The sequence below is a fragment of the Peribacillus sp. SRI_006 genome, assembly GCF_057586375.1.
Map to the genome: position 1 here is coordinate 170151 of NZ_JBYCZT010000003.1, position 23315 is coordinate 193465.

Consider the following 23315-nt stretch of genomic DNA (forward strand, 5'->3'; position numbering starts at 1 on the left):
GAAGCCGCGGGGAATAACATTCCTGCGGCTTTTTTTTTGATGTGCCGGATCGTGGTTTGATTGAGTCAACTTTCTTCAACCATCTGGAAATTCTTTAAAGTTCGTAAAGTTAGCCATTGATCGATTAGCTAATGCTGCTCTTCGACACTCACCGAAACTCCTTCACTGGAAATACCCCGATTTCAAAGTAATGTGTTTTTTCATTATTTATCATTATAAATTATGGAGAATAAGGAATCATTAGGTAATTCATCGAAAAAAAAAACGAACAAAAGCGTCACGTAATGGAAGCATGATAAAATATGCAGATATGATTATGCTACAATTGTAAAGATTGCAATTGAAATTCATGTCTTTAGGGAAAAGTAAATTTATTAGTTATTAGGAGGGGTTTGTGTGTACCATCTCTTTACACATAATGATTTGGATGGAGTCGGGTGCGGCATTGTAGCAAAGCTGGCATTCGGAGATGAAGTAGTGGTTAGTTATAATTCAATTGGTCGCCTTAATCAGAATGTAGGTGCATTTCTTGAGCAGGCCAAGATTGAAGATACATTGATCGTTACTGATCTATCGGTTGATGAAGATAATGAAAAAATGATTACTCAGTTTGTGGAAGATGGAGGCAAGGCGCTGCTGATCGATCATCATAAGTCAGCACTGCATTTGAACGAACATGATTGGGCATCTGTAACTGTCGAACAGGAAGATGGTAAACAGACGGCAGCCACATCATTATTCTATCAGTATGCAGTTGAAAATAAATTGCTGGAACCTTCAACCATTGTCGCTGAATTCGTTGAATTGGTCCGTCAATATGATACTTGGGAATGGGAAGTCAATAAAAATACAACGGCAAAGCGATTGAATGACCTGTTTTTCATGATTCCGATAGAGGAATTCGAAATGAAAATCGCAAATAAGCTGTCCACGGCTGAAAGTTTCACTTTTGACGAAGTGGAGCAAACGCTTCTGAATGTTGAAGAGAGTCGAGTGGATCGGTACATAAACAGGAAAAAAAGAGAAGTTTATCAAGCTACGGTCGGTCCCCATACAGCTGGTGTGGTCCATGCAGAGTCATACCACTCGGAATTGGGAAATGAACTGTCGAAAGAGTTCTCACATCTGGATTATATAGCCATCCTGATGGTAGGAAGCAAAAGAATCAGCTTCCGGACAATCCACGATGATATAGATGTTTCTGAGGTTGCTGGCAAGTACGATGGTGGCGGCCACCAAAAAGCCGCCGGTTGTACGATGTCCGAAAAGGCATATAGCCAATATGTCGAAAAGACCTTCTATGCCGAGCCCCTTAAACGAGACGCACATAAGAATCAATTGAATGTAAAAGGATCCCCAGAGGGTTGCCTATATTCAACAAGAGACAAACAGGATATATTCATCTATGAAGATGAAGAAGAGGAATGGATTGTTGAAATCAACGGAAAACAACAGAAAAAAACATTCGATACATTTGCGGAAGCGGAAAAATACATGAAGCGGAAATATGCTGCATGGCTGGCCCATGATGAAAGATATGAAGAGTTTGTCAATAAGGGGTAATTAGAAAGGCGGCTGTCCTCCGAATGGGACAGCCGCTTTTCAATCTTGATTTTATCTTTTAAGCGGTACAGGATGAACGATCGTGCGTGACTGTTTTTTTGGAATGGAATTTTGGCGATGGAGAATTGCATTGATTTCTCCGCCAATCACAAAAATCAGACCACTCAAATACAGCCATAGCATCAAGATGATGACGCCTCCTAAACTGCCGTAAGTGGAAGAGTAGTTGGCAAAGTTACTGACATAGAATGAAAATCCAAGTGATATTCCCAGCCAAAGTACAGTTGCGGTAACTGCGCCAGGGATGACATGTTTAATGGGGAAACTTTTATTCGGTGCAAAGCGATATAAAAAGGCCAGGACAAGTGAGATGACCACAACCGCGATGACCCACCGTAATAAGCTGAATAAGATTTGCGTTTCTTCTGGGATCGGAATGACCTGCTGTAATAATTCGATGATGACCTTTCCAAAGACGGGGAGACCTAACATGACGATGAATGCTACAACCAGGCCTAATGTCAGTATAATGGAAATGAAGCGGGCTTTAATGAAATTCCTTGTTTCTTCCACATCATAGGCGATATTCATGGAATGGATGAACGCGTTCATTCCGTTGGATGCGGACCATATCGTTCCAAGGATACCAAAGGTCAGTAAGCCGCCGTTCCGTTCAGATAATATGTTGATGATATTTTTCTCGATGACTTCCATCGTTTCCGCAGGCATGAAGGTTTTTATCGTGTCGAGGGCTGTCTGAATATCGATATTCAGATAAGGTAATATGGACAGCAGTAATATGAGCAAAGGGAATAGTGCCAGTAAATAGTAATAAGCTTGTTCTGCTGCCAGCCCGGTCACACGATCTTCCTTTATTTCTTTAATAAGTTTCTTTGAAAATTGGATCGACTTATTCATCTGGGCATCACTCCTGAATAGTTACTTAGGTTATCTGCTTCTATTCCCTTTGTTCTTGTAAGTTAATCCTCAAAAGAAAAGAAATTGAAACCTCTAATCCGGGCACTTGTAAAAGCTTGTGACAATGGGAGAGGCAAGTTTTAAATCCTCAGTAAAGAAATATCCCTCAATCTCGAAAGTTTCTAGAATAACTGTGAATAGGTGCTGTTGAAACTTCAAGGACGGCACCAATACTACTACTAGGTATGATTTTATGCCCGCTTTCTTACAAGTATTATCATGTTAGTGAGTTATGAAAGGTAAGCAGAAAAAAGGCCAGAAAGCAATTTCCGGCCTTTTTCTTCTATTGGACTTCTTTTTCCTGTTTCTTTTGAACCTTCGGAGGGGTCCATTTGAATACTTTATTTAGGATATTATAGATGTGTTTGGATTCTTTTGTAAGGATGGGCCCAAGAATCGCTAAGGTTAAAACATAAAGTGCTGCAAACGGGGTTAGTATAGGCATTAAACCTCCTGCAATGCCTAAGTTGGCTAAAATGATGGAGAATTCGCCGCGTGAAACGATCGTTAATCCGATGTTTGCGGAAGCTCTGTGAGATAAACCGGATTTGCGTCCGGCAATCATACCAGCTGCAAAGTTACCGATTATGGTGATGATGACGGCACCAAGAACCATCCAGACAGCTCCGCCAAGGGTCGTCGGATCGATACTCAAGCCAAAGCTGAAGAAAAATATGGCCCCGAAGAAGTCTCTGAAGGGAATGACAAGTTTCTCGATCCTGTCGCTATGCTCCGTTTCAGAAAAGACCAGGCCGAGCAGTAATGCACCAATGGCTTCCGCAACATGAATCGTTTCCGAGAAACCGGCGATGAAGAATAGTAATGCGAACACGACGATGATAAAAATCTCATCGGAGGTTATATTGAATAATTTGTTAAGGACCCCAGATGCTTTCCGGGCGATAACGAAAAATATCAGCATATACCCAATCGCGATAAATGTAGAAAGTAATGTTCCCCAAACGGAACCAGAAGAGCTTAATACCAATCCAGATACGACTGATAAATAAACAGCGAGGAAGATATCTTCAAACATGATGATGCCAAGGATTAACTCCGTTTCATTGTTACCGGTCCTTTTAAGGTCCACAAGTACCTTTGCCACGATGGCACTTGAAGAAAAACTGATGATCCCGGTTAATATCAGGACCTCTTTTAATGGAAGACCTAGCAGGAAGCCATACAGCAAGGCCATTCCCACGTTGATTAAAATGTAATAGGTTCCGCCTGTCACGATATTTTTCCCTGACTTCATAAGCTTTTTGACGGAAAATTCAAGCCCAAGGTAAAACAGAAGGAATAAAATACCGACACGACCGAGGAATGCTATGATTTCATCACTTTCAATGAAACGCAGGTCAATTAATCCGAAGTGCGGGGCATGGGGTCCAACGAGCATCCCGATGATAATTAATAACGGAACATTTGATATTTTGAATTTACCTGCAACGAGAGCGGCTAATGCCACTAGAAGTAGGGCAGTTCCCACTTCAAAGACTAAATGATCCATATGAGCTTAGTCACTCCTTTCGTCGGTCAATAATTCTCTTATCAGGTTACGAATATCTTTTCTTTCACCGGATATTACAAGGGTGTCGCCTGTTTCGATGATGGAGTCTGGACCAGGATTATTCAGTTGTTTTTTGCCTTTTTTAGAATGGGCGATGACGGTCACGTTATAATTGCTCCTGATATCAATCGAACCGATCGTTTGATTGATGGCCTTTGAACCGGGTTCGACTTTGAACCATTCGATCACCAAGTCACCCAAGGACATTTCAATTGTTTCAAGTGCTTGTGGTTTATAGACCATGCCGCCTATGATGGAAGCCAGTTGCCGGGATTCCTGATCATTAAGGGTGATGCTCGATATGACGTCCTCATGTTCATTATCAAAATGGTATAATTCCCGACGGCCATCATCGTGAATGACGATTACTAACTTTTCATCATTTCTCGTTATGATTTCGAATTTTTGGCCAATACCAGGAAGCTCACTTTCTCTAATTTTCACTGGAATTCCTCCTTAAAATGTTGGTTAGAGTTAATAGAAGATAGCAGAATGTTTATAAGTTAACGTCAATATTCGTCTTGAATTTCTTCTCCTTGGATAAACCGATGTATTTTAATGTCTCCGATGGACTGGAATGATGGTAATGCTTCTGTATCAAGGCCAGAGACACTCCCTGTTTATAGGCATGGTAGCCAAAAGTCTTACGCATCGAACTTGCTCCGAATTTGCCTGTAAGCCCTGCACCTTCCACAGCATCATGGATGATTCGGTGCGCCTGTTGACGTGTAATCGGCTTTTTTGTCTTAGGGGAAAGAAATAAAAACTGACCTTCGATAACCTTCGAGCCTTTAAGGTATTCTTGTAGGGCGGTACGGACTTTCAGGTTCAAATAAATTTGGTTGACTTCGTCAGTTTCCGTCCGTTGCTCATAGAACTCCTTGATTTTGCCCGTTTCATCCAGAACGCTGGCGACGGTGATTTCGAGCATTTCATTTATCTTCATACCTGTATTGATGCCGAGTACAAACAATAAATAATCCCGACTGGAGTGAGCGCGTAAGTATGTTTTTATTTTGCTGATTTGATTGATATCCTTAAAGGCTTCTACATATTCCATAGATCTTCTCCTCTTACCAATGTAACATAATTATATTATAACACAAGTTATGTAACATTGCATGCATTTAGTTCTGCACGTGATGCCTACCCAATCAGTAATGCTTGCTTTCGAACGTAAAAAATCCTTTTCCTTATTCTCTGCTCAAACGAGGTAAAATATTTCCGGGAAGTTATTTAATGTGGAGATTGTGTTTGCATCATGGGGGGGGGGATCGGTCTGGAATGATAAAAAAAGAAACCCCAAGTTGGGGTTTCCTAATCTTTTTAGTACACGGCTTTTTGTAATTTGTGAATGACCTCAAGTGAAAGCCCGGTTCCGATGGCAACTGATTCAAGCGGGTTATCCGCAAGTTTGACAGGGACGACGATTTCATTCGTCAGCCATTCCTGTACTCCGTTGAGAAGTGCACCCCCGCCGGATAAGATGACTCCTTGATCGACGATATCGCCGCTCAATTCAGGAGGACAATCTTCCAAAGTGGCCCTTATTGCTTCCAGTATATGAAGAAGCGATTCCTGGATGGCTTCCTGGACGTCAGTGGATGATATTGTAATCGGTTTTGGTAGCCCTGTTACAAGATCGCGGCCCCTGACTTCCATGGTGATCACGGAATGTTCAACGAGTGCGTAGCCGATTTCTTTTTTTATTTCCTCGGCTGTTCTTTCCCCAATCAGCACATTATGTTTTTTCCTGACATATTGGCTGATATCTTCATCCAATTGATCTCCGCCAATTCTGATTGAATTGCAGGAAACGACGCCGCCATAAGAAATGATTGCGACTTCAGTCGTTCCGCCGCCGATATCAACGATGACATTGGCAACGGGCTCTTCGACAGGCAGGCCCGCACCTATTGCTGCCGCTACCGGTTCCTCGATAAGGTGGACCTGTTTCGCTCCGCAGCTTTTGACTGCATCCTGAATGGCCCTTCTCTCAACCGAAGTGGAACCTGATGGTGTACAGACCACTACACTAGGTTTGCGAATCGATAAACCTAGGGCCTTGCTTGCTTTTTTCATGATTTCCTTAAGCATTTGCGCGGTCACATTAAAATCCGCAATGACACCATCCTTAAGCGGACGGATTGCCACGATATTGCCGGGTGTTTTCCCGATCATGTTTTTTGCATCAACACCGACTGCCAATACTTTATTAGTCTCTATATCAATGGCCACCACAGATGGCTCATTAAATACGATTCCTTTATTTTTACTGTAAACTAGCGTATTTGCAGTTCCTAAGTCAATGCCTATTTCTGTATTTGATAACATCTAGTCACCCCTCCATAAGAGTTTGACCCCCTATATATATTATTCTACCTTTTATTGCGAGTTTGTGGGGGTGGGAAATCTAGTAAATGGTGGAAGTGCCATGCTGTTTCTTTTCATGGAGCGAAAACATGATTAAATATAAAAAATTGCACTGGAGAAGGTATCACTGCTGCGCTCCTCGCTCCAGTCGAAAACAAGCGTGGATGACAGCTTTGAACCAACTTATTTTATGTTAAGATATAGATGAAAAACCGCTTAGATAAAGAAGGTAATTTTGTGAGTGCAAATTTAATCGAGAGTAAGAGTTTTAGAATCATTTTTACAGCTTTTCTAGCATTCCTGGGTGGTTACGCGTTTAATAGCCTTGGCATATACCTGCCATGGATGCTAGGACCATTATTCGTCGTGATGATTGCGAAAGTGAAGTTAAGGAAGTACTTATATTGGTCTAAAACCTTTAGAAGTACTGGATTGGTCATTCTAGGTTTACAATTGGGCAGTTCATTCACGAAACAATCGTTAAATGAGATGATTGAATATCTGCCTGTAATGCTTTTTACGACAATCGCAATCATTTCATTTACAGTGTTGACTGGCTGGTTTATCGGAAAACGAATGAACTTATCCTTGGGCACATCCATGCTTGGCAGTTTCCCGGGAGGTCTTTCCCAGATGGTGGTCTTAAGTGAGGAAATGAAGGATAGTGATGAAACGGTTGTAGGTTTCATGCAAACACTGCGGGTCATCCTGGTAATTTCCATTGTCCCTTGGATTGTGACTCATGTAATGTCAGTTGAACCAGGTGCGGTAATGGCCGTAACGGAGCGGCCGTTTTTCTTTTTTGAATATGATGGGAAATTAGCAATCATGATGTTGTTAACCTTGATAGTGTTCATTTTCATCACAAAGAAAGCCAATTTTCCGCTGCCTTTTTTGCTAGGACCTCTCATGGCCGCAGCACTATTCAATTTAGCAGGCCCAGGTGCCCCGCAGATTCCTGACTTTTGGTTGAACCTGTCGCAATTGTTGATCGGCGCACATTTAGGCTACACACTGAAGGTGGATAATCCCCGACTTTTCAGAAAGATGTTCGGAGCCGTATTCGTCAGTAATGTCCTATTGATTGGATTTTGCTATTATCTTTCCATTCAGTTTGCCCCGACCCTATCTTTACAGGCAAATGAACTTTTTTTGAGCATGGCCCCAGGCGGCGTCGCCGAAATGGCAGTCACAGCCATGTCTGTGCATGTGGATTTATCCGTTGTCACAAGCTTTCATTTATTCAGGATCTTATTCATTTTATTTTTTCTGTCCCCCATCATAAAATGGCTGGCCGGAAGAAATCATGGAAAACAAGAACAGGGACAAAGCTGACAGGCTTTGTCCTTTTCTTTCGGAAAAACTGAAGAGTGAGAAAAAATGTCAGCGATATGCGGAATCACGAGTAAAAGCGTGAAAACAACGAGTAAATTCGTATATTCCAGATGTTATGAGAAAATCATGTACGGAACATGCTTGAGGTTCCATTCTTGAAGGAATATTTGTGCTGTTGATAAGCTCATGCAGGCAATAAGGTGGGAAGATTTTGTGATGATTTAATGAAAATTGAAACTGAATAGTAAAATAATCCTCACTTTTTTTGAACTTCATCCGATATAAGGAGGAGACGAGACTTTAAATGAATGGGTGAGTATTATGGATATAACATCAGTTTTGGGCGTAGTTCTTGGTATTGTGGCCATCTTAGTCGGAATGGTGTTGAAAGGTGTTAGTGTAACGGCGCTGATTAATCCGGCGGCTATTTTGATCATCATTGTAGGGACGATAGCTGCTGTCGTAACGGCTTTCCCTTTGTCGGAATTAAAAAGACTGCCAAAAATATTCAAGATTTTATTCTTTGAACAAAAATTGACAAAGCCGGAAGATTTAATAAAGACCTTTTCGGAATGGGCGGTCATTGCCAGGAAGCAAGGCTTATTGGCCTTGGAAAGCATTTCGGATCAGGTGGATAATGCCTTTTTGAAAAATGGCTTGAACCTTGCAGTCGAAGGTCAGAGTGCCGATTATATTCGTGATATTTTAGCAGAGGAAATAGACGCGATGGAAGAACGTCATTTAAGTGCGGCGGCGATTTTCAGTCAAGCCGGTACATACGCACCGACGCTTGGCGTATTGGGTGCCGTAATCGGGCTGATTGCTGCATTGGGGAATATGGCTGACACAGAGGCATTGGGACATGCCATATCTGCAGCGTTCGTCGCGACCTTGATGGGGATTTACACGGAGTATGTGTTATGGCATCCATTTGCCAATAAGCTCAAACGGAAATCGCAGCAGGAAGTCAGGATCAAAGAAATGATGATTGAAGGGATTTTATCGATCATCGAAGGGGAAGCGCCGAGAACGATCGAACAGAAATTAACATCATATTTGCCTGCTGGAGATCGTAAAAAGTGGTTGGAAGGCGATGTGAGAGATAATGGCTAGGCGCAAAAAGAAACAAAGGCATGAAGAGCATATCGATGAATCATGGCTGGTTCCCTATGCCGATATCTTAACATTGCTTCTTGCGCTTTTTATCGTCTTGTTCGCTTCAAGTTCGGTTGATGCAGTAAGGTTCCAGCAGTTGTCCAATGTATTTAACCAGGTTTTTACAAGCGGAACGGGTTTTATGGATTTTCCAAGTGATTCCCCCAGCAATGAGCCGACGTCGCCCGAACAAAGAACAGGTGCAGAAGATCTTGAGAAGCTAGGGAAAAACGAGCAGGAAGAACTTACGGAAGTTCAGGAGCGCGTAAATGCCTATATCGAAAAAAATGATTTAACGGATAAATTGGGAACGAAACTTACGGATGAAGGTATGTTGATTTCAATTAGGGAAAACGTTCTGTTCGAATCGGGTGTGGCCGAGGTGAGGAGTGAAAACCGTAAAATGGCTAAAGAAATCTCGGGGTTACTGGTCATGGACTTACCCAGAAACATCATCGTAAGCGGACATACCGATAATATTCCTATTAAAAATTCCAAGTATGAATCCAACTGGGACCTGAGTGTGATGCGATCCGTGAATTTTATGAAACTTCTCCTCGAAAATAAGGATTTGGATCCCGAAATGTTCAGTGCTAAAGGACATGGGGAATTCAAGCCGGTTGCTTCCAATGAAACGAAAAAAGGAAGGGCGAAAAACCGGAGAGTTGAAATCCTGATTGTTCCACGGACAGTGATAAATGAGTGAAAACCTGTCAGGAATGGATGGGTTTTTCTTTTGGAAGGAGAATATATGGAAAGAGAATACACAAATGTGATGGAAGAAATCGTTGTGACATGGGTGCGGGTTTAATGTCAGGTATAGAATACCAAATATTTTGTTCGTGCAGGAAATGTAAAAATGACATCATCACATTATCATTGAATAACCTGCCTAATTACTATGTAACCACGGAAGTAGGTCGGATTAGGATATTTGGGAATTTGAATACAGAAGAAAACAGGAAATGGATCAATAAAAGAATCATCAATGCGATACACGTTGTTGGCCAGTATCCTAAACATTGATTCGCGGTTTTTTATTCATGGACAAGGGTCAACTATTAATTATGTGTTTTATTTATCGTGTCAGAGGGAACATAAATAAAGTGCAAAGTAGGTTCATTCGATCAAAAATTGAGGAGATGAATGATTATGGGTAAAAAAATCGCATGTGTAGTAACGAATATGTTTGAGGACTCGGAGTATAGTGAACCGGCAAAAGCATTTGAAGAAGCCGGCCATAAGGTAACGACGATTGAAATGGTGAAAGGGAAAACGGTTAAAGGGAAACAAGGGGAGGTGGAAGTCGAGATTGATGAAAGCATTGACTCGGTGAAACCGGAAAGTTTCGATGCGTTATTCATCCCCGGTGGGTTCTCGCCTGATCAACTGCGTGCTGACGAACGCTTCGTATCTTTCGCAAAATCATTCATGGATGATAAAAAGCCTGTATTTGCGATCTGTCATGGACCGCAGTTGCTGATTACGGCCAAAACACTTGAAGGACGCCACGCAACAGGGTATACATCCATTAAAGTCGATATGGAGTATGCAGGTGCCACATATTTGGACAAAGAGGTTGTGGTTTGCGGCAACCAGCTTGTAACCAGCAGGACTCCTGAAGATCTACCGGCATTTAACCGGGAATCGCTCAATCTATTGAAATAATGAAAATTCCCGGCGGCTGCCGGGATTTTTCATTTTAAAGGATTCATATACTTCAATCTTTGCAGTAAAATAAAAGGAGAGACGAATAAAAAAGGAAGTGTCACGATTGATCGTATTAAAATCTGCACGTGAAATTCAAGCGATGCATGAATCGGGTAAAATTTTGGCAGCTTGTCATAGGGAGATTGCAAAGTTGATTGTTCCTGGTGTGACAACATGGGAAATAGAAGAATTTGTTGAAGGATTCTTAAAGAAACATGGTGCGAAGCCGGAACAAAAGGGTTACAAAGGGTATGAGTATGCGACATGTGCCAGCATAAATGAAGAAATCTGTCATGGTTTCCCTCGTAAGACCCCTTTGAAAAACGGAGATATCGTAACGATTGATATGGTCGTCAATTATAATGGGGCCCTTGCTGACTCTGCTTGGACGTATACGGTCGGTAAGGTTTCAAAGGAAACCGAACATTTAGTGAATGTGACGAAGGAATCTTTATATAAGGCAATTGAAGTATGTGTGGAAGGCAATCGGATTGGAGATATAGGTCATGCCATACAAACATATGTCGAAGCGGAAGGCTTCTCTGTCGTTCGTGATTTCATTGGACACGGGATAGGGAATGTCATTCATGAAGAGCCTCAGGTTCCGCATTATGGACTGCCGAATAAAGGTCCGCGTCTTAAGGAAGGAATGGTATTCACCATCGAGCCAATGGTAAACGTAGGTACATATAAAGCAAGCCGGAATCCGAATGGATGGACGGCATCCACAGCAGATGGGAAATACTCGGCTCAGTATGAGCATACGATTGCCATAACGAAAAACGGTCCGTTGATTCTAACCGAACAATGAACATTAAAAAACAGCATCGTTTATGATGCTGTTTTTCATTTTAATCAATGGGGCGTTCCAATGAATACAAATCCTCTTCGATATTTCCTAATCTGTCCTCCATGACTTTTTTAGCATCTTTGATCCCTTCATTGTAAATAAAGGGAGCGATATTTTCGAAAATGAACTGCAAGTGATTTTCAGCAGCAATTTCACCGATTTCCTTCCCATGTTCCTGATAAACATATTCTTGGATACTTTCGATCATTTTACGGCGTTTTTCTATGGGGAATTGAATGAACATTGTCCCACTCCTTTATATTTGTTCTAAAAACCATGTAATGAATTGATCCGAATCCAAAGGGAAGACAGGTACTGAAGCATGATTCCTGGTTCGCTCAAGACATTCGGGCCAAGCCACCGCTGCCTTGACATTGGTAAGCCGTTCCAATAACGGGAGGTCACTTTCTTCCTTGATTAAAATGACCTTGGGAAAATCCTCTTGCTTATACCCTTCAATTAAAATCACATCAGGGAGAAATAGACAAAGTAATTGAATCAGCTCAGTGATAGGGGCGCTCCCCCTGAATTTGCCGAGCAGCTCGATTGTTCCATCTCCTTCAACAAGTGAAGCGGCCGCCCCGGCAAGAAAGTGTTTATTGGAATCCTTCGTGCCTGTAACATCTGGTTTTCCGCCATGTCCATGATGTTTTAAAACGGCTGTCTCTAATTTTGCTTCGCGCAGCTTTTTGATTAAATTCGTTATGAAGGTCGTTTTTCCTCTATTTTGGTAGCCAACCACCTGAAAAATAAAGGGCTTCACCAAGGCCATTTGGAACCTTCCTGATCATCGAGGAGCAGGATGTCCACGAAGTCTCCCGTTTGGAAACCACGTGTCCCCCCAGGTAAGACGGTCAGTGAATTGGCACCTGCCAAGCTTGTTGTAATATTCGATTTATCCACACCGCTTGGAATTACCTTCAACTGGCCGGATTCGTAAAATAATCGGGTGCGAAGCAGACGTGAGAATGGATTGGGTTTTAAGAAGTCCTCTGCCAATTGGGCCGTCTCTTTTCTTAAATGCGGATATTCCGAGAACAGCATGGTGCGGATGATCGGTCTTGCAAATAGTTCAAAGCCGACATAACTGGCGGATGGATTGCCGGATAAACCGAATAAAAATTTGTCATTATATACCGCTACGGTCGTCACGCTGCCGGGGCGCATGGCCACTTTGTTGAATAATACATCGGCGCCAATCTTTTGATAAATATCCGGGAGAAGGTCAAAATCACCGACAGAAACTCCTCCTGTTGTAATGAGCAGATCCACTTCCTCCAACGCAGTTGAAATGGCCTCGTAGCTTAATTCGAATTCGTCCTTAAGCTTTCCATAAAAACGGACTTCCCCCCCGGCCCTCCGAATTTGGGCGGAGATGGCATGTGAGTTGCTGTTGCGGATTTTCCCAGGCTGCAACGGTTCATGAACATCAAGCAGTTCCGATCCCGTAGCGAATAATCCGACGACAGGCTTCCTGGCAACTGGCACTTCGGCATAACCGAATGTTGCCAGCAAGCCGATGATCCCTGGATTGATCGCTGTTCCTTTTTTTACAAGAACATCGCCTTCCTTTGCATCCTCGCCTTGAAAAGAAACGTTTTCGCCTTCCTTAAGTGAGCGTTTAAATGATATGTACTTCTTTCCGTCCTTTTCGAATTCCTTCGTAAGTTCAAGCATGATTACGGCATCACACTCAGCTGGCATTTGGGCTCCAGTCATGATTCTTGCCACTTGATTTTTTTGAACGGGAATAGTCGATACCATACCCGCAGCCAACTCTTCCACCACTTCGAACTCGAGGGGGTTATTTATGGAACCTTCAGAAGTATCCTTGGACCTGAGGGCGAATCCATCATATGGGGAGCGGTTAAAATGCGGAACATCATTTGTAGCTACAATATCCTGAGCCAAAAAGCGGTCTTGGCTGTCCTCGAGGGGAATCAGTTCCACATGTCCTGTTAATTTATGCTTCATCACTTTTTCCACTGCTTCTGCGATGCTGATGGGCGTTCTTCTTTCTACCATGCCTACAACTCCTGTCCGTTTTCAATTTCTATATCAAATGTAGCAGAATTTTTTTGAAAATGAAAAAAATCCTCACCGGTATGGGAGGATTTGAATGTTACTTATTACGCAGTCTTCCAAGTTCTTCAGCGATCGCTTCCATTTCACGGACACTGAAATTCGTTTTTTTCATCACCATTGTATAAATATCGTGCAGTTCTTCGTACATTTCAATATCAAAATGAGTTGATTTGATTGCACCGAAGTTCATTACTTTTAATTTATCCTTGATTGCCTCGATCATAAATTCGACACTTTCGGCTGTGTTTTGTCTTAAATCCATTTCCTTCATCCTTTCATACGTTCCTAAATTATTTTCATCTTTGCATGATTACCGCTGGAAGTCAATGAGTATTCGGGTGGGATATGAAGCTTGACCCCCGATAATCTTGGTGATCTTTGCGTTTTAAAGTGAGAGAGTTTGGGAAAAGATAGGAAAAAACTTTTTTAAACATTGTATAATGGAGAGAGCTACCATTATCCATCAACTAATATATGACGAGGAGGAGAATATATGAGCAACATTCGAGAAGAATATAAGTGTGCCAAGAAAAGTAAGTTTATGCAAGCGGTCTTTATTGGGGCGTTAGCTGGGGCGGCAATAAGCCTTTTTGACAAGCAAACGCGTTATTCTGTATTGGAAAACAGCAAAAGCTGCATGAGTAATATGAAGGAATTCGTGAAGAATCCCAATGGGGTTCTTACACAAGTACGTGAAACATCATCCAAGGTCCGTTCCACTGTTGAAAAAATTTCCGAAGATGTATCCTTCATTTCCCAAAAGGTTGAGGAAATGAAAGATATTCCATCACAAGTTGCCCAAGTGGTGATGGAGACGAAGGAAGTTTTTACTGCAGAGGAAGAAGAGCCGTCTTCTAGAGACCATGAACGAATTTCCTTAAATTAGAAAATGGGGTGGGGGTATGGCCAATAAAAAAGAATGGCTGAAAGGCTCATTCTTCAAGACTTTGGTAAAACGGTTACAGGTCGATGATGTGTCGGGGCTTGCCGCACAGCTGTCTTATTTCTTCTTACTTTCCCTGTTTCCGTTGCTTATTTTTTTATTCACTTTATTGGCCTATCTGCCATTTTCACAAGAAGATATATTAAATACCGTCCGTACATATGCACCTGACGATTCGATGAAAATTATTGAAGCTAACCTATCGGAAGTGTTGGAAGCGAATGGGACTTTATTGTCGTTTGGTGTCATAGGAACGATATGGTCGGCATCGAATGGGATGAATGCAATCATTAAAGCATTTAACCATGCATATGGTGTAAAAGAAAGTCGAACTTTCTTTATTTCCCGGGGAATGTCGATTCTTCTCACTTTAGCGATGATTTTTGTTTTTATTGTCGTTTTATTGCTGCCGGTATTCGGAAAACAGATCGGAGTGTTCCTTTTTGCCGAAATTGGACAATCCGATGAGTTTCTTACGATTTGGAACCAACTTCGCTGGGTGGTCAGTACGCTTGTATTTTTAATTGTGTTCACCATCCTTTATTGGATTGCGCCCAACATTAAGCTAAAGTGCATAACCGTACTGCCTGGTGCAATCTTTGCAACGGCAGGATGGAGCCTGGCTTCTTTTTTGTTTTCATTTTATGTGGAGAACTTCGCTAATTATTCCGCAACATATGGAAGTCTTGGAGGGATAATCGTATTAATGGTCTGGTTTTATTTATCGGGCCTTATCATCATACTGGGCGGGGAAATAAATGCGCTCATTAGTGAAAGGAAAAAGCCAGAATGTGCATGAGCTTCCTGGAGTTTCCGTAATAGCGGATTATCATGTTGCGGATACTATTCAAGAAATGACAACTTTTAAAGAGGAGGAGTTCTTTCATGAGTAAAAAGGATGGCGGCACAAAACAAAAAGGAAAAAATAAAGGATCGAACCATAAAACATCAGGTTCTGCAAACGGTAAGAACGGATATCATTAAATGAACATAAAAAAAGGGAGCCTTGGATGGCTCCTTTTTCATGGTTTAGTTTCTCAAAAGTCTTAAGCTATTCAGTATAACGAGGATTGTGCTTCCTTCATGGCCAATGACGCCATATGGGAGGTCCAGGAATTGAAGGAAATTGGATGCTATCAGGATCATGATGACCGAAATGGAAAAGATAACGTTTTGTTTGATGATCCGATTCATCTTCTTGGATAATTTGACTGCTTCCGCGATGCGCGGCAGGTCATTCTTCATCAGAACGACATCCGCTGTTTCCAAGGCAACATCCGTTCCTTCACCCATTGCAATTCCAACAGATGCTGTTGCCAGAGCAGGTGCATCATTGATGCCATCCCCAACCATCGCTACAGTGCCAAAATGTTCTTTAAGCTTTTTCACTTCAGTCACTTTCGTTTCTGGCAGGCATTCGGCAATATATGCATCAATATGGCTCTCCAAGGCAATCGCTTTAGCCGTTTTTTCACCATCGCCTGTCAGCATGACGGTATGGATGCCCTCATTCCTCAAAGCTTCGATGGCTGTTACGGTTTCATCACGCACGACATCTTTCAAAGTGAGTATACCGGCAATTCCGTGATCATCTTTAGCATACACGATTGTCTTACCTTGTTCAGCCAATGTCAGCGAAATGCCATTTTGGAATCGTTCTGCTTCACTGCGACCGACGAAATCAGCTTTTCCGACTTGCCAAAGCACGCCATTGATGTATGCTTGAACCCCATTACCTGAGATATCTTCCATGTTAACCGGTTTAATGATATCTCTTTGCAATTTCGTTTTGGCATAACGAACGATCGAAGTTGCCAAAGGGTGGTTCGAATAATTTTCAACAGATGCAATGTGAAATAAGAAATCTTCTTCGTTTAAATCTTCGCGGATAATGACATCCGTTACCTCTGGTTTTCCTTTTGTCAATGTACCGGTTTTATCCAAAGCAATTGCCTGCAGGTTACCTAGATTCTCAAGATGGATGCCGCCTTTAAACAAAATGCCATGACGAGCACCATTTGAAATGGCTGAAAGTGTAGCAGGCATAATAGAGGCCACAAGGGCGCAAGGAGAAGCGACAACGAGCAGGATCATCGCTCTGTAGAATGTTTCGGTCCAGCTCCACTCCAATAGGAAATGGGGTACGAACATCATCAAACCGACGACCGTCAATACCACTTTTACATAAGTTCCTTCAAACCGTTCAATGAACAGCTGGGAAGGCGACTTTTCACTTTGTGCGGATTGAACGAGAGTGATTATTTTTTGAAATAAAGTTTCACTTGCCGGTTTGGTGATTTCCACGGTAATCGTACCACGGAGATTAACCGTTCCAGCGAAAACTTCATCATCCAATGATTTACTGACTGGTATGGATTCGCCTGTAATGGCGGCTTCATCGATATTGGTACGTCCGTCCGTGATTTTTCCATCTGAAGGAACTCTTTCTCCTGGTTTCACTAAAATCAGATCCCCGACATGCAGTTGGGAAACGGACACGGTTTCTTCATATCCGTTAGTTACGCGCAGTGCTTCTTCAGGCTGTAAGTCCATAAGTGCCGAAATTTCTTTATGGCTCTTATTCATCGTGTATGTCTCAAGGGCGCCGCTTAAAGCGAAGATGAAAATCAATATGGCACCTTCCGTCCAATATCCGATGACAGCAGAACCGATGGCCGCAAAAATCATCAGCATCTCAACATTCAACTCCCGGTCGGCAATCGTATCTTCTATGCCTTCTTTTGCCTTGGCATATCCGCCAATCAAGAAAGAGGCTAAGTAAATGACGATGGAAGCGGACTCCATTCCGTTCTTTGAAAGGGCCCAGCCCAAAACTATTAATAAACCGCTGAATAATGCAGCAATAAGTTCTAAATGAGGTTTTGCTTTTTCCAACCAAGTGGTTTTGCATGTAGCCAATTGGGTTAAATGTTTAGTATCTGTAGTCATAAGATTCCCTCCCACATTCTTCTCTATTTGTGTAAATGATATAGATTATCATTTACTTTATATATAATTGAGAAAGATAATCAACGTCATTTCTCTGGATAAAATATGAAAGCTGCCACCGTAATTGCGATGACAGCAATGTTTTCAAAGGTTTATTAAGGTGATGTCCCTTTTGTTAATATTATATTACCACATATCCTATTCAGAAATAAAGAAGAATGATTCTAATCTAGTAAAAAATATAAAGTATCGAATCTCCAATATACAGGCACTTTTGATAAATCCGTTCAAATTGAATAATAAAAGAAGTAGTCCAGATAATAAACTATATTACATTACTGAAGCAGGCATTTTCTCCTTAAACATGGCCAATGAAATGAAGACAAGGATAAGCATGATGCTGATCATGTAGAAAAAATTCCCGCCTTTGATATGTTCAATGACCAGACCGCCAAAAAATGGACCGCCGATGCTGCCGAGACTAAAGAAAATACTGCATAATAAATTTCCTGCAGGTAATAGGTTTCGAGGCAAAAGATCTGCCATATAACTGATTCCCAGCGAGAAAGTCGAACCAACCATCATTCCGCCAAACATAAAGCAGATGAATAGACCAAGCACTGAATCGGAATAAATCCCTGCAAGCGTGAATATCGCAAACCCTGAAAAAAGGATCGTCAGCAAGGTCTTTCGCCGGCCAAAACGGTCACTGATCATCCCTAAGGGAATCTGGGTAAGCAGGGTCCCTGCGGAAAATGCCGGAATGATGATGGAAACTGCCGTTAAATCGATTCCGGAGCGCAGGGCGAATACAGGGAAATTGCTATTCAATGATGCCTCAAGCACGCCAAATGTGAACGGAAGTAAAAATGCGACCCAAGCTATGCGGCTTACTTTCGTAAACCTTTGGAGTGTGCCCAGGAATGATGTGCTTTCAGAATCATCCTGTTCAGGAAGTTCATTTCTAATAAGGAAAACAGCAGACCAGGCGAGAAGGCTAAGTATGGATGTGATGATGAAAGGCAAAGACTGATTAATCTCGAGAAGCTTCGTCATCAGCGGGCCTACCATGAAGCCAAGACTGAAGAAAAGTCCATAAATGGCAAGATTCCTTCCGCGCTTCTTTATTGGTGAAATGGCAGTGATCCATGTCTGGGTAGCAAAGTGAAGTGTATGATCCCCGATACCAATGAAGAAACGAAGGACAAACCAAAACCAGAATGATTTCCAAACAGGAAATAAGGCAAGCGATAGAATGACCGTTATCCCGCCAAATATGATCAATGGCTTATATCCGTATTTGCGGAGCGGTGCTTCCATAAAAGGGGAAATCAACAGAATTCCAATATAAAGCGAGGCTGCATGAAACCCGTTCAGTGATGAGCTAATTCCGTCATTTTCAAAAATGATGGCAATGATCGGCAGAAGCATCCCTTGAGAAAACCCCGATATGCCGACAATTAAGATTAAAACGCTAAAAAGCAATTTGTTATTCATAAAATCATGTCTCCTAAGAAATGTATACCTTCTTGATGTTACATCTTAGGAAGAGGATTAAGCAATAGAAATTTGGGTAAATATTGACAAGAAGAGAGAAGATGATAAAATTTTCCTTTGTCATCGCCCGAAGATTTTGTATGATAGTTTTTGTTACATAAAAAGAACTATAGATTGTGAGGAGAAGTATCGTGAATAAAATATTTTTGGGACTTGTCCTGCTGGGCGTCCCTATATCAGTCATCGGGTCATTATTGCATTGGCCGAGTGTGATCATGTTCATCGTATATTGCTTAACAATCGTCGCGCTTGCAGGCTTCATGGGCCGGGCGACTGAAAGCTTAGCGATCGTCATGGGACCAAGGATTGGCGGTCTTTTGAATGCAACCTTTGGGAATGCGGTGGAATTGATCATATCCATCTTTTCATTAAAGGCGGGGCTTGTTGGGGTCGTGTTGGCTTCTTTGACTGGTTCGGTATTAGGGAACTTATTGTTGGTGGCAGGTCTTTCATTCTTTGTCGGAGGGACTAAATACAAACGGCAGAAGTTTAATGTATTCGATGCGAGGCATAATGCCGGTCTATTGATTTTTGCGGTTATTGTAGCCTTTGTCATACCGGAAGTATTCACACAAGACATGAGTGAATCAAGCACGATGTCGTTAAGTGTAGGAATTTCCATTATATTGATCTTATTATACCTTGCTGCATTATTCTTTAAGTTGGTTACTCACCGAGGGGTATATCAGCATACGGAGAAACCCGAGGAACATGAAAAGGAGGTACCGGAGTGGAGCAGGAAAAAGGCAATTATAATACTTGCTGCCGCTACATTGGCCGTTGCGTACGTATCGGAAAAACTCGTCCATACGTTCAGCGAAGTGGGGGAAACCTTCGGATGGTCGGAGTTATTCATCGGTGTCATTATCGTTGCAATCGTAGGTAACGCGGCAGAGCATGCGTCCGCCGTCATGATGGCCTATAAAAACAAAATGGATGTCGCAGTGGAGATAGCCGTCGGTTCCACGCTTCAAGTAGCGATGTTCGTAGCTCCTGTACTCGTACTTATTTCGTTAATGTATCCAACGCATATGCCGCTCGTCTTCACACTGCCAGAACTGATTTCCATGGTTACAGCAGTCTTCTTGATGATCATGATTTCCAATGACGGGGAAACGAACTGGTTTGAAGGCCTTACCTTATTGGCCGCTTACTTCATTATGGGAATTGGATTTTATTTATTATAAGAATGCAGGCCTTCCGATGTGGAAGGTCTTTCTTTTAATAAAATAAAAATGACTCTGCTCAGGTTAGATTTAGCAGAGTCATTTCTATATTAGTAAATTACCATTCATAAGTTATTCCAAAATTTTTCATCATGCTTTTGTAAAAGTTGAGAAAATATTCTAGAGTGTCACACCATCCTTTTACATCAGATTTAAGTATTGGCGAATTCGTTTTCTGTCATCCTTTAAAAGGGTGTCATGGATTGTTCGATAAGCATACCTCCTGAAGGTTTAATAGGTATGAACGATTTCGCCTCCTTTTTATAATGTAAATTAAGTATAACCGATTTGAAAAGAAAAGTAAATATTCTGAACTTTACAAATTCATTACAAAGTTGAAATCTGAATGAAATGTATAGAATGTTGGCTAAAAACAAAATCTATAAACAAATGATTGAACCCCTCAAAAGGAGTGCGACAGCATGAGAAGAACTATTCTTATTACGATGATTGCCCTAATTGCCTTCATACAGGCGAATGTAAGTTTTGCAGCAGATATACCAGAAGTCAAAGCAAATCCGAATAAGGTGAATATTCCTCCTTCCGTATTGAATATTGCAAAGGAGAATACGTATCCGAACCCGACCCAGGATCTTCCGATGCTGCAGCCAAGTAATCTTGCCGAACAATTGATCGAATCGTCGGATATCAAGATTGAAAATCCAGAACTCATCCAAATGTTGAATGAATCCGCAATTGCAAAGGCCCCGCTTGCCTTTGGATACAGGGCGACCATTTACCTTGGTCATTGGGCCTTGAATTATGAGTCTTCGGAAACGGCACCAAACTGGGAATACCAAAAAATCAATACGAATTACTATGATAATCGCGGCGGTGAAGTTCCATATAAGATCCGTTATGTCCAGGAAAGTCAGAAGGCAGTGAGTGGCGGTCTGACGGCGAAAATTCCTAAGGCTGAGGATGTTCAAAAGATGATGCTGTTAAAAGCCACCGAGAAAACGAATTTGCCTTTGGCTTTTGAAACGATCATTGGAGCTGGTACGAAAAAAGATCAAGTATACAATGTTGCGTCAAATAGGATTGGTTACTTATCCAGTTTTGCTTCCGCCGTAAATGAAAAAGGCAAGGTCACATATGGGGAAGTGTATTTGAACCTAAAAGGAAATAAAAGAACCATTACGATAAAGAACATCACTTCCCAAGGCATCGGTGCATGGATACCGGTTCAGGACCATGTTTCCTTCAGTTTTACAGTCTCACAGCAACCCAGGTAAATTGAAAAACTCGCCGGATTGGCGAGTTTTTCTTCATATGGTTGACTTTCTGATCCTGAAGTCCTCTTTCGGGTAGTATGCATTTTTGACGAGTACATTCGGGCCTAGACATTTGACTGCCGGGCAGTGGCAATTCAATTCATTGGCCAGTTTCGAATTCATCCATGTTTCATAGGATTCGGTCAAGGGCTGATCTTTGATATTCCCTAATGTAGGCGCGTCCCCAAAATCGGTCACGATCACTTCCCCGGTGAAAATATTGATGTTCAACCGTGATCGTCCATCAGGATCATTTCGCACAGTCACTTTATGTGAACCATAAAGGCGTTGAAGCAGCTTAATATCCTCTATACTGTTATTGCAAGGATAAAATGGCAGGGTACCGAAAAGCATCCAAACATTTTCATCTCGGATATCAAGCAAATGATGAATCGCTTCACGCATTTTGTCCAGTGATAAAGTTTCAAGTGCCGAAGCGAAATCGCTTGGATACATCGGATGAATTTCATGCCTTTGACATCCCATTTCATCGACGATCTGCCTGTGTATATGCTCAAGATGAGGCAATGTACGTTTATTAAGCATCGTTTCCGCAGATACCAGTACACCAGCCTTTGTCAGGGCACGGGAATTTTCGATCATTTTATCAAATAATTTCTTTCGCTGTTCCCGGGATGGTTTTCGGTCCATCATGGCAAAGCCGATATCAATGAATTCATCGATCGTTCCCCAATTATGGGAAATGTGGAGAACATCCAAATAAGGAATGATTTCCTCATACCGTTCCAAGTCAAGGGTCAAATTGGAATTGATTTGTGTCCGGACCCCGCGACTACGGGCATATTTCAATAGTGGCAAAACATAATTCTTCACTTGTTTTCTTGAAAGCATCGGTTCCCCGCCAGTAATGCTGAGCGAGCGAAGCAAAGGGATCTCATCAAGGCGCTGGATCAGTAATTCCAGAGGCAGTGCATCCGGGTCCTTGGGCTGGAGTGTGTAACCGACGGCACAATGCTCACAACGCATATTGCAAAGGGTGGTGGTGGTGAACTCCACATTGGTAAGGCTGAGTTTTCCATATTGTTCAACGTCCATATATGCTTCCCAAGGATCATACTTGGGTGTAATTGGTGTTAAAAGATCTTGCTTGATTATTGACATATTTAAAACTCCTTACGTAATAATGCACTAACCCATTATGAACAATGGGGACAAAAATTGTCAAATGGCGGAGAGCTGCATTTATAGCTTGCCATTGCACTTTCAAGCAGATTTCGTTACGATGAAAGAAGAACGGAAGGAGAGTGCCTCATGGGAAAATCCATTACAGGTAAAAACGAACAATTAACATACTTAAAAGAACGCCTCACGATGTTCATGGAAGTTCTTGATCATATCGAACCGGAAAATACGGAGTTGGAAGATATAGACCGTTTAATCGGCATGATAGATGATTTGGAAGGCAAAGTGGAACAATTCAAAACCCGCGAAGACTAATATCTGTTTCGATAGTATGATTTTTTCAATGTTAATATTCATGAAGGGATGACGAGAAACTTCGTCGTCCTTTTTTGATGGAAATGTTTGGTGATGAAATTTAACATATGGGCTATTTCTGGCGCTTTACTCATTTCTCTCTAAATTGCTGTTCATTAAGAAAAATAATTACTTGTTTTCGAAAGATTATGTTAGATGTATAATAAAACGGGTGTGAATCATTCACTATTTATAGAGAAGCAGGGAAATGATTAAATCTAATCTAGGGGAAATAAGAGGGGGAAGAGAA

Annotated in this window: 24 protein-coding genes; 12 read left to right on the plus strand and 12 right to left on the minus strand. The window is 41.8% G+C overall.

Annotation, left to right across the window (positions count from 1 at the left end):
• Positions 1–396 precede the first annotated feature (396 nt).
• Positions 397–1563: a DHH family phosphoesterase gene (locus AC2YHV_RS05065; protein ID WP_034305698.1), complete on the plus strand. Its 1167-nt coding sequence runs from the start codon at positions 397–399 to the stop codon at positions 1561–1563.
• 51 nt (positions 1564–1614) lie between these two features.
• On the opposite strand, the gene AC2YHV_RS05070 is transcribed toward AC2YHV_RS05065, so the two are convergent.
• The 5 genes from AC2YHV_RS05070 to mreBH all read right to left on the minus strand — a co-directional run bounded on the left by AC2YHV_RS05070 (position 1615) and on the right by mreBH (position 6445).
• On the minus strand, positions 1615–2481 hold the full coding sequence (locus tag AC2YHV_RS05070) for a YihY/virulence factor BrkB family protein (RefSeq protein WP_057278615.1): 867 nt from the start codon (positions 2479–2481) through the stop codon (positions 1615–1617).
• Positions 2482–2824: 343 nt separating this feature from the next.
• Positions 2825–4051 (minus strand): cation:proton antiporter, encoded by a 1227-nt coding sequence (locus AC2YHV_RS05075; protein WP_063577434.1) that lies wholly within the window; start codon positions 4049–4051, stop codon positions 2825–2827.
• Positions 4052–4057: 6 nt separating this feature from the next.
• Positions 4058–4555 (minus strand): cation:proton antiporter regulatory subunit, encoded by a 498-nt coding sequence (locus tag AC2YHV_RS05080; RefSeq protein WP_034305691.1) that lies wholly within the window; start codon positions 4553–4555, stop codon positions 4058–4060.
• A gap of 52 nt (positions 4556–4607) precedes the next feature.
• Positions 4608–5171, minus strand: a complete 564-nt coding sequence (locus AC2YHV_RS05085; protein WP_063577433.1) for a tyrosine-type recombinase/integrase — start codon at positions 5169–5171, stop codon at positions 4608–4610.
• Positions 5172–5437: 266 nt separating this feature from the next.
• A complete protein-coding gene (mreBH, locus tag AC2YHV_RS05090; RefSeq protein ID WP_057278618.1) occupies positions 5438–6445 on the minus strand; it encodes a rod-share determining protein MreBH in 1008 nt (335 codons plus the stop codon).
• Positions 6446–6721: 276 nt separating this feature from the next.
• On the opposite strand from mreBH, the gene AC2YHV_RS05095 reads away from it, so the two are divergent.
• The 6 genes from AC2YHV_RS05095 (at position 6722) to map (ending at position 11495) form a co-directional block, all read left to right on the plus strand.
• Positions 6722–7819: an AbrB family transcriptional regulator gene (locus tag AC2YHV_RS05095; protein WP_057278619.1), complete on the plus strand. Its 1098-nt coding sequence runs from the start codon at positions 6722–6724 to the stop codon at positions 7817–7819.
• A 321-nt stretch (positions 7820–8140) separates the two neighbouring features.
• Positions 8141–8932 (plus strand): flagellar motor stator protein MotA, encoded by a 792-nt coding sequence (motA, locus tag AC2YHV_RS05100; RefSeq protein ID WP_487372734.1) that lies wholly within the window; start codon positions 8141–8143, stop codon positions 8930–8932.
• Entirely contained in the window at positions 8925–9680 is a 756-nt protein-coding gene (gene motB / locus AC2YHV_RS05105) for a flagellar motor protein MotB (protein ID WP_487372735.1), read from the plus strand. The genes motA and motB overlap by 8 nt, the downstream gene beginning before the upstream one ends.
• A gap of 104 nt (positions 9681–9784) precedes the next feature.
• Entirely contained in the window at positions 9785–10000 is a 216-nt protein-coding gene (locus tag AC2YHV_RS05110; protein ID WP_487372736.1) for a late competence development ComFB family protein, read from the plus strand.
• A 126-nt stretch (positions 10001–10126) separates the two neighbouring features.
• Positions 10127–10642, plus strand: a complete 516-nt coding sequence (locus AC2YHV_RS05115; protein ID WP_034305681.1) for a type 1 glutamine amidotransferase domain-containing protein — start codon at positions 10127–10129, stop codon at positions 10640–10642.
• 106 nt (positions 10643–10748) lie between these two features.
• Positions 10749–11495, plus strand: a complete 747-nt coding sequence (gene map / locus AC2YHV_RS05120; protein ID WP_034305678.1) for a type I methionyl aminopeptidase — start codon at positions 10749–10751, stop codon at positions 11493–11495.
• A gap of 40 nt (positions 11496–11535) precedes the next feature.
• On the opposite strand, the gene AC2YHV_RS05125 is transcribed toward map, so the two are convergent.
• The 4 genes from AC2YHV_RS05125 to AC2YHV_RS05140 form a co-directional block, all read right to left on the minus strand.
• A complete protein-coding gene (locus AC2YHV_RS05125) occupies positions 11536–11778 on the minus strand; it encodes a DUF2164 domain-containing protein (protein ID WP_034305676.1) in 243 nt (80 codons plus the stop codon).
• A 12-nt stretch (positions 11779–11790) separates the two neighbouring features.
• On the minus strand, positions 11791–12306 hold the full coding sequence (gene mobB / locus AC2YHV_RS05130) for a molybdopterin-guanine dinucleotide biosynthesis protein B (protein ID WP_057278621.1): 516 nt from the start codon (positions 12304–12306) through the stop codon (positions 11791–11793).
• Positions 12294–13559 carry a molybdopterin molybdotransferase MoeA gene (locus tag AC2YHV_RS05135; RefSeq protein WP_328176656.1) on the minus strand — a complete coding sequence of 422 codons (1266 nt, stop codon included), beginning with the start codon at positions 13557–13559 and terminating at the stop codon, positions 12294–12296. The genes mobB and AC2YHV_RS05135 overlap by 13 nt, the downstream gene beginning before the upstream one ends.
• A 97-nt stretch (positions 13560–13656) precedes the next feature.
• Complete coding sequence (locus tag AC2YHV_RS05140) at positions 13657–13881, minus strand: DUF1128 domain-containing protein (protein WP_057278623.1); 225 nt, start codon at positions 13879–13881, stop codon at positions 13657–13659.
• A gap of 231 nt (positions 13882–14112) precedes the next feature.
• Between AC2YHV_RS05140 and AC2YHV_RS05145 the strand changes: the two genes are divergently transcribed.
• Positions 14113–14505 carry a hypothetical protein gene (locus AC2YHV_RS05145; RefSeq protein ID WP_048685126.1) on the plus strand — a complete coding sequence of 131 codons (393 nt, stop codon included), beginning with the start codon at positions 14113–14115 and terminating at the stop codon, positions 14503–14505.
• Between the two features lie 16 nt (positions 14506–14521).
• Positions 14522–15361: a YihY/virulence factor BrkB family protein gene (locus tag AC2YHV_RS05150; protein WP_063577426.1), complete on the plus strand. Its 840-nt coding sequence runs from the start codon at positions 14522–14524 to the stop codon at positions 15359–15361.
• 230 nt (positions 15362–15591) lie between these two features.
• Here AC2YHV_RS05150 and AC2YHV_RS05155 read toward each other — a convergent pair whose 3' ends face one another.
• Positions 15592–17511: a heavy metal translocating P-type ATPase gene (locus tag AC2YHV_RS05155; protein ID WP_063577425.1), complete on the minus strand. Its 1920-nt coding sequence runs from the start codon at positions 17509–17511 to the stop codon at positions 15592–15594.
• A 330-nt stretch (positions 17512–17841) separates the two neighbouring features.
• A complete protein-coding gene (locus tag AC2YHV_RS05160; protein ID WP_057278627.1) occupies positions 17842–19008 on the minus strand; it encodes an MFS transporter in 1167 nt (388 codons plus the stop codon).
• A gap of 188 nt (positions 19009–19196) precedes the next feature.
• Between AC2YHV_RS05160 and cax the strand changes: the two genes are divergently transcribed.
• Together cax and AC2YHV_RS05170 are read left to right on the plus strand one after the other, a co-directional pair.
• On the plus strand, positions 19197–20255 hold the full coding sequence (cax, locus tag AC2YHV_RS05165) for a calcium/proton exchanger (RefSeq protein WP_057278739.1): 1059 nt from the start codon (positions 19197–19199) through the stop codon (positions 20253–20255).
• Positions 20256–20716: 461 nt separating this feature from the next.
• Positions 20717–21529: a YfkD famly protein gene (locus tag AC2YHV_RS05170; RefSeq protein ID WP_034305665.1), complete on the plus strand. Its 813-nt coding sequence runs from the start codon at positions 20717–20719 to the stop codon at positions 21527–21529.
• A gap of 33 nt (positions 21530–21562) precedes the next feature.
• Here AC2YHV_RS05170 and yfkAB read toward each other — a convergent pair whose 3' ends face one another.
• Positions 21563–22690 carry a radical SAM/CxCxxxxC motif protein YfkAB gene (yfkAB, locus tag AC2YHV_RS05175; protein WP_057278629.1) on the minus strand — a complete coding sequence of 376 codons (1128 nt, stop codon included), beginning with the start codon at positions 22688–22690 and terminating at the stop codon, positions 21563–21565.
• Positions 22691–22840: 150 nt separating this feature from the next.
• On the opposite strand from yfkAB, the gene AC2YHV_RS05180 reads away from it, so the two are divergent.
• A complete protein-coding gene (locus tag AC2YHV_RS05180) occupies positions 22841–23026 on the plus strand; it encodes an SE1561 family protein (RefSeq protein ID WP_034305661.1) in 186 nt (61 codons plus the stop codon).
• The last annotated feature ends 289 nt before the right edge of the window (positions 23027–23315 follow it).

Bases quoted from the DNA above. Each gene is read 5' to 3' on its own strand.
- AC2YHV_RS05070 (WP_057278615.1), bottom strand. From the start codon at position 2,481: ATGAATAAGTCGATCCAATTTTCAAAGAAACTTATTAAAGAAATAAAG.
- AC2YHV_RS05075 (WP_063577434.1), bottom strand. From the start codon at position 4,051: ATGGATCATTTAGTCTTTGAAGTGGGAACTGCCCTACTTCTAGTGGCA.
- AC2YHV_RS05085 (WP_063577433.1), bottom strand. From the start codon at position 5,171: ATGGAATATGTAGAAGCCTTTAAGGATATCAATCAAATCAGCAAAATA.
- mreBH (WP_057278618.1), bottom strand. From the start codon at position 6,445: ATGTTATCAAATACAGAAATAGGCATTGACTTAGGAACTGCAAATACG.
- motA (WP_487372734.1), top strand. From the start codon at position 8,141: ATGGATATAACATCAGTTTTGGGCGTAGTTCTTGGTATTGTGGCCATC.
- motB (WP_487372735.1), top strand. From the start codon at position 8,925: ATGGCTAGGCGCAAAAAGAAACAAAGGCATGAAGAGCATATCGATGAA.
- AC2YHV_RS05110 (WP_487372736.1), top strand. From the start codon at position 9,785: ATGTCAGGTATAGAATACCAAATATTTTGTTCGTGCAGGAAATGTAAA.
- AC2YHV_RS05115 (WP_034305681.1), top strand. From the start codon at position 10,127: ATGGGTAAAAAAATCGCATGTGTAGTAACGAATATGTTTGAGGACTCG.
- AC2YHV_RS05125 (WP_034305676.1), bottom strand. From the start codon at position 11,778: ATGTTCATTCAATTCCCCATAGAAAAACGCCGTAAAATGATCGAAAGT.
- mobB (WP_057278621.1), bottom strand. From the start codon at position 12,306: ATGGCCTTGGTGAAGCCCTTTATTTTTCAGGTGGTTGGCTACCAAAAT.
- AC2YHV_RS05135 (WP_328176656.1), bottom strand. From the start codon at position 13,559: ATGGTAGAAAGAAGAACGCCCATCAGCATCGCAGAAGCAGTGGAAAAA.
- AC2YHV_RS05140 (WP_057278623.1), bottom strand. From the start codon at position 13,881: ATGGATTTAAGACAAAACACAGCCGAAAGTGTCGAATTTATGATCGAG.
- AC2YHV_RS05145 (WP_048685126.1), top strand. From the start codon at position 14,113: ATGAGCAACATTCGAGAAGAATATAAGTGTGCCAAGAAAAGTAAGTTT.
- AC2YHV_RS05150 (WP_063577426.1), top strand. From the start codon at position 14,522: ATGGCCAATAAAAAAGAATGGCTGAAAGGCTCATTCTTCAAGACTTTG.
- AC2YHV_RS05155 (WP_063577425.1), bottom strand. From the start codon at position 17,511: ATGACTACAGATACTAAACATTTAACCCAATTGGCTACATGCAAAACC.
- AC2YHV_RS05160 (WP_057278627.1), bottom strand. From the start codon at position 19,008: ATGAATAACAAATTGCTTTTTAGCGTTTTAATCTTAATTGTCGGCATA.
- AC2YHV_RS05170 (WP_034305665.1), top strand. From the start codon at position 20,717: ATGAGAAGAACTATTCTTATTACGATGATTGCCCTAATTGCCTTCATA.
- yfkAB (WP_057278629.1), bottom strand. From the start codon at position 22,690: ATGTCAATAATCAAGCAAGATCTTTTAACACCAATTACACCCAAGTAT.
- AC2YHV_RS05180 (WP_034305661.1), top strand. From the start codon at position 22,841: ATGGGAAAATCCATTACAGGTAAAAACGAACAATTAACATACTTAAAA.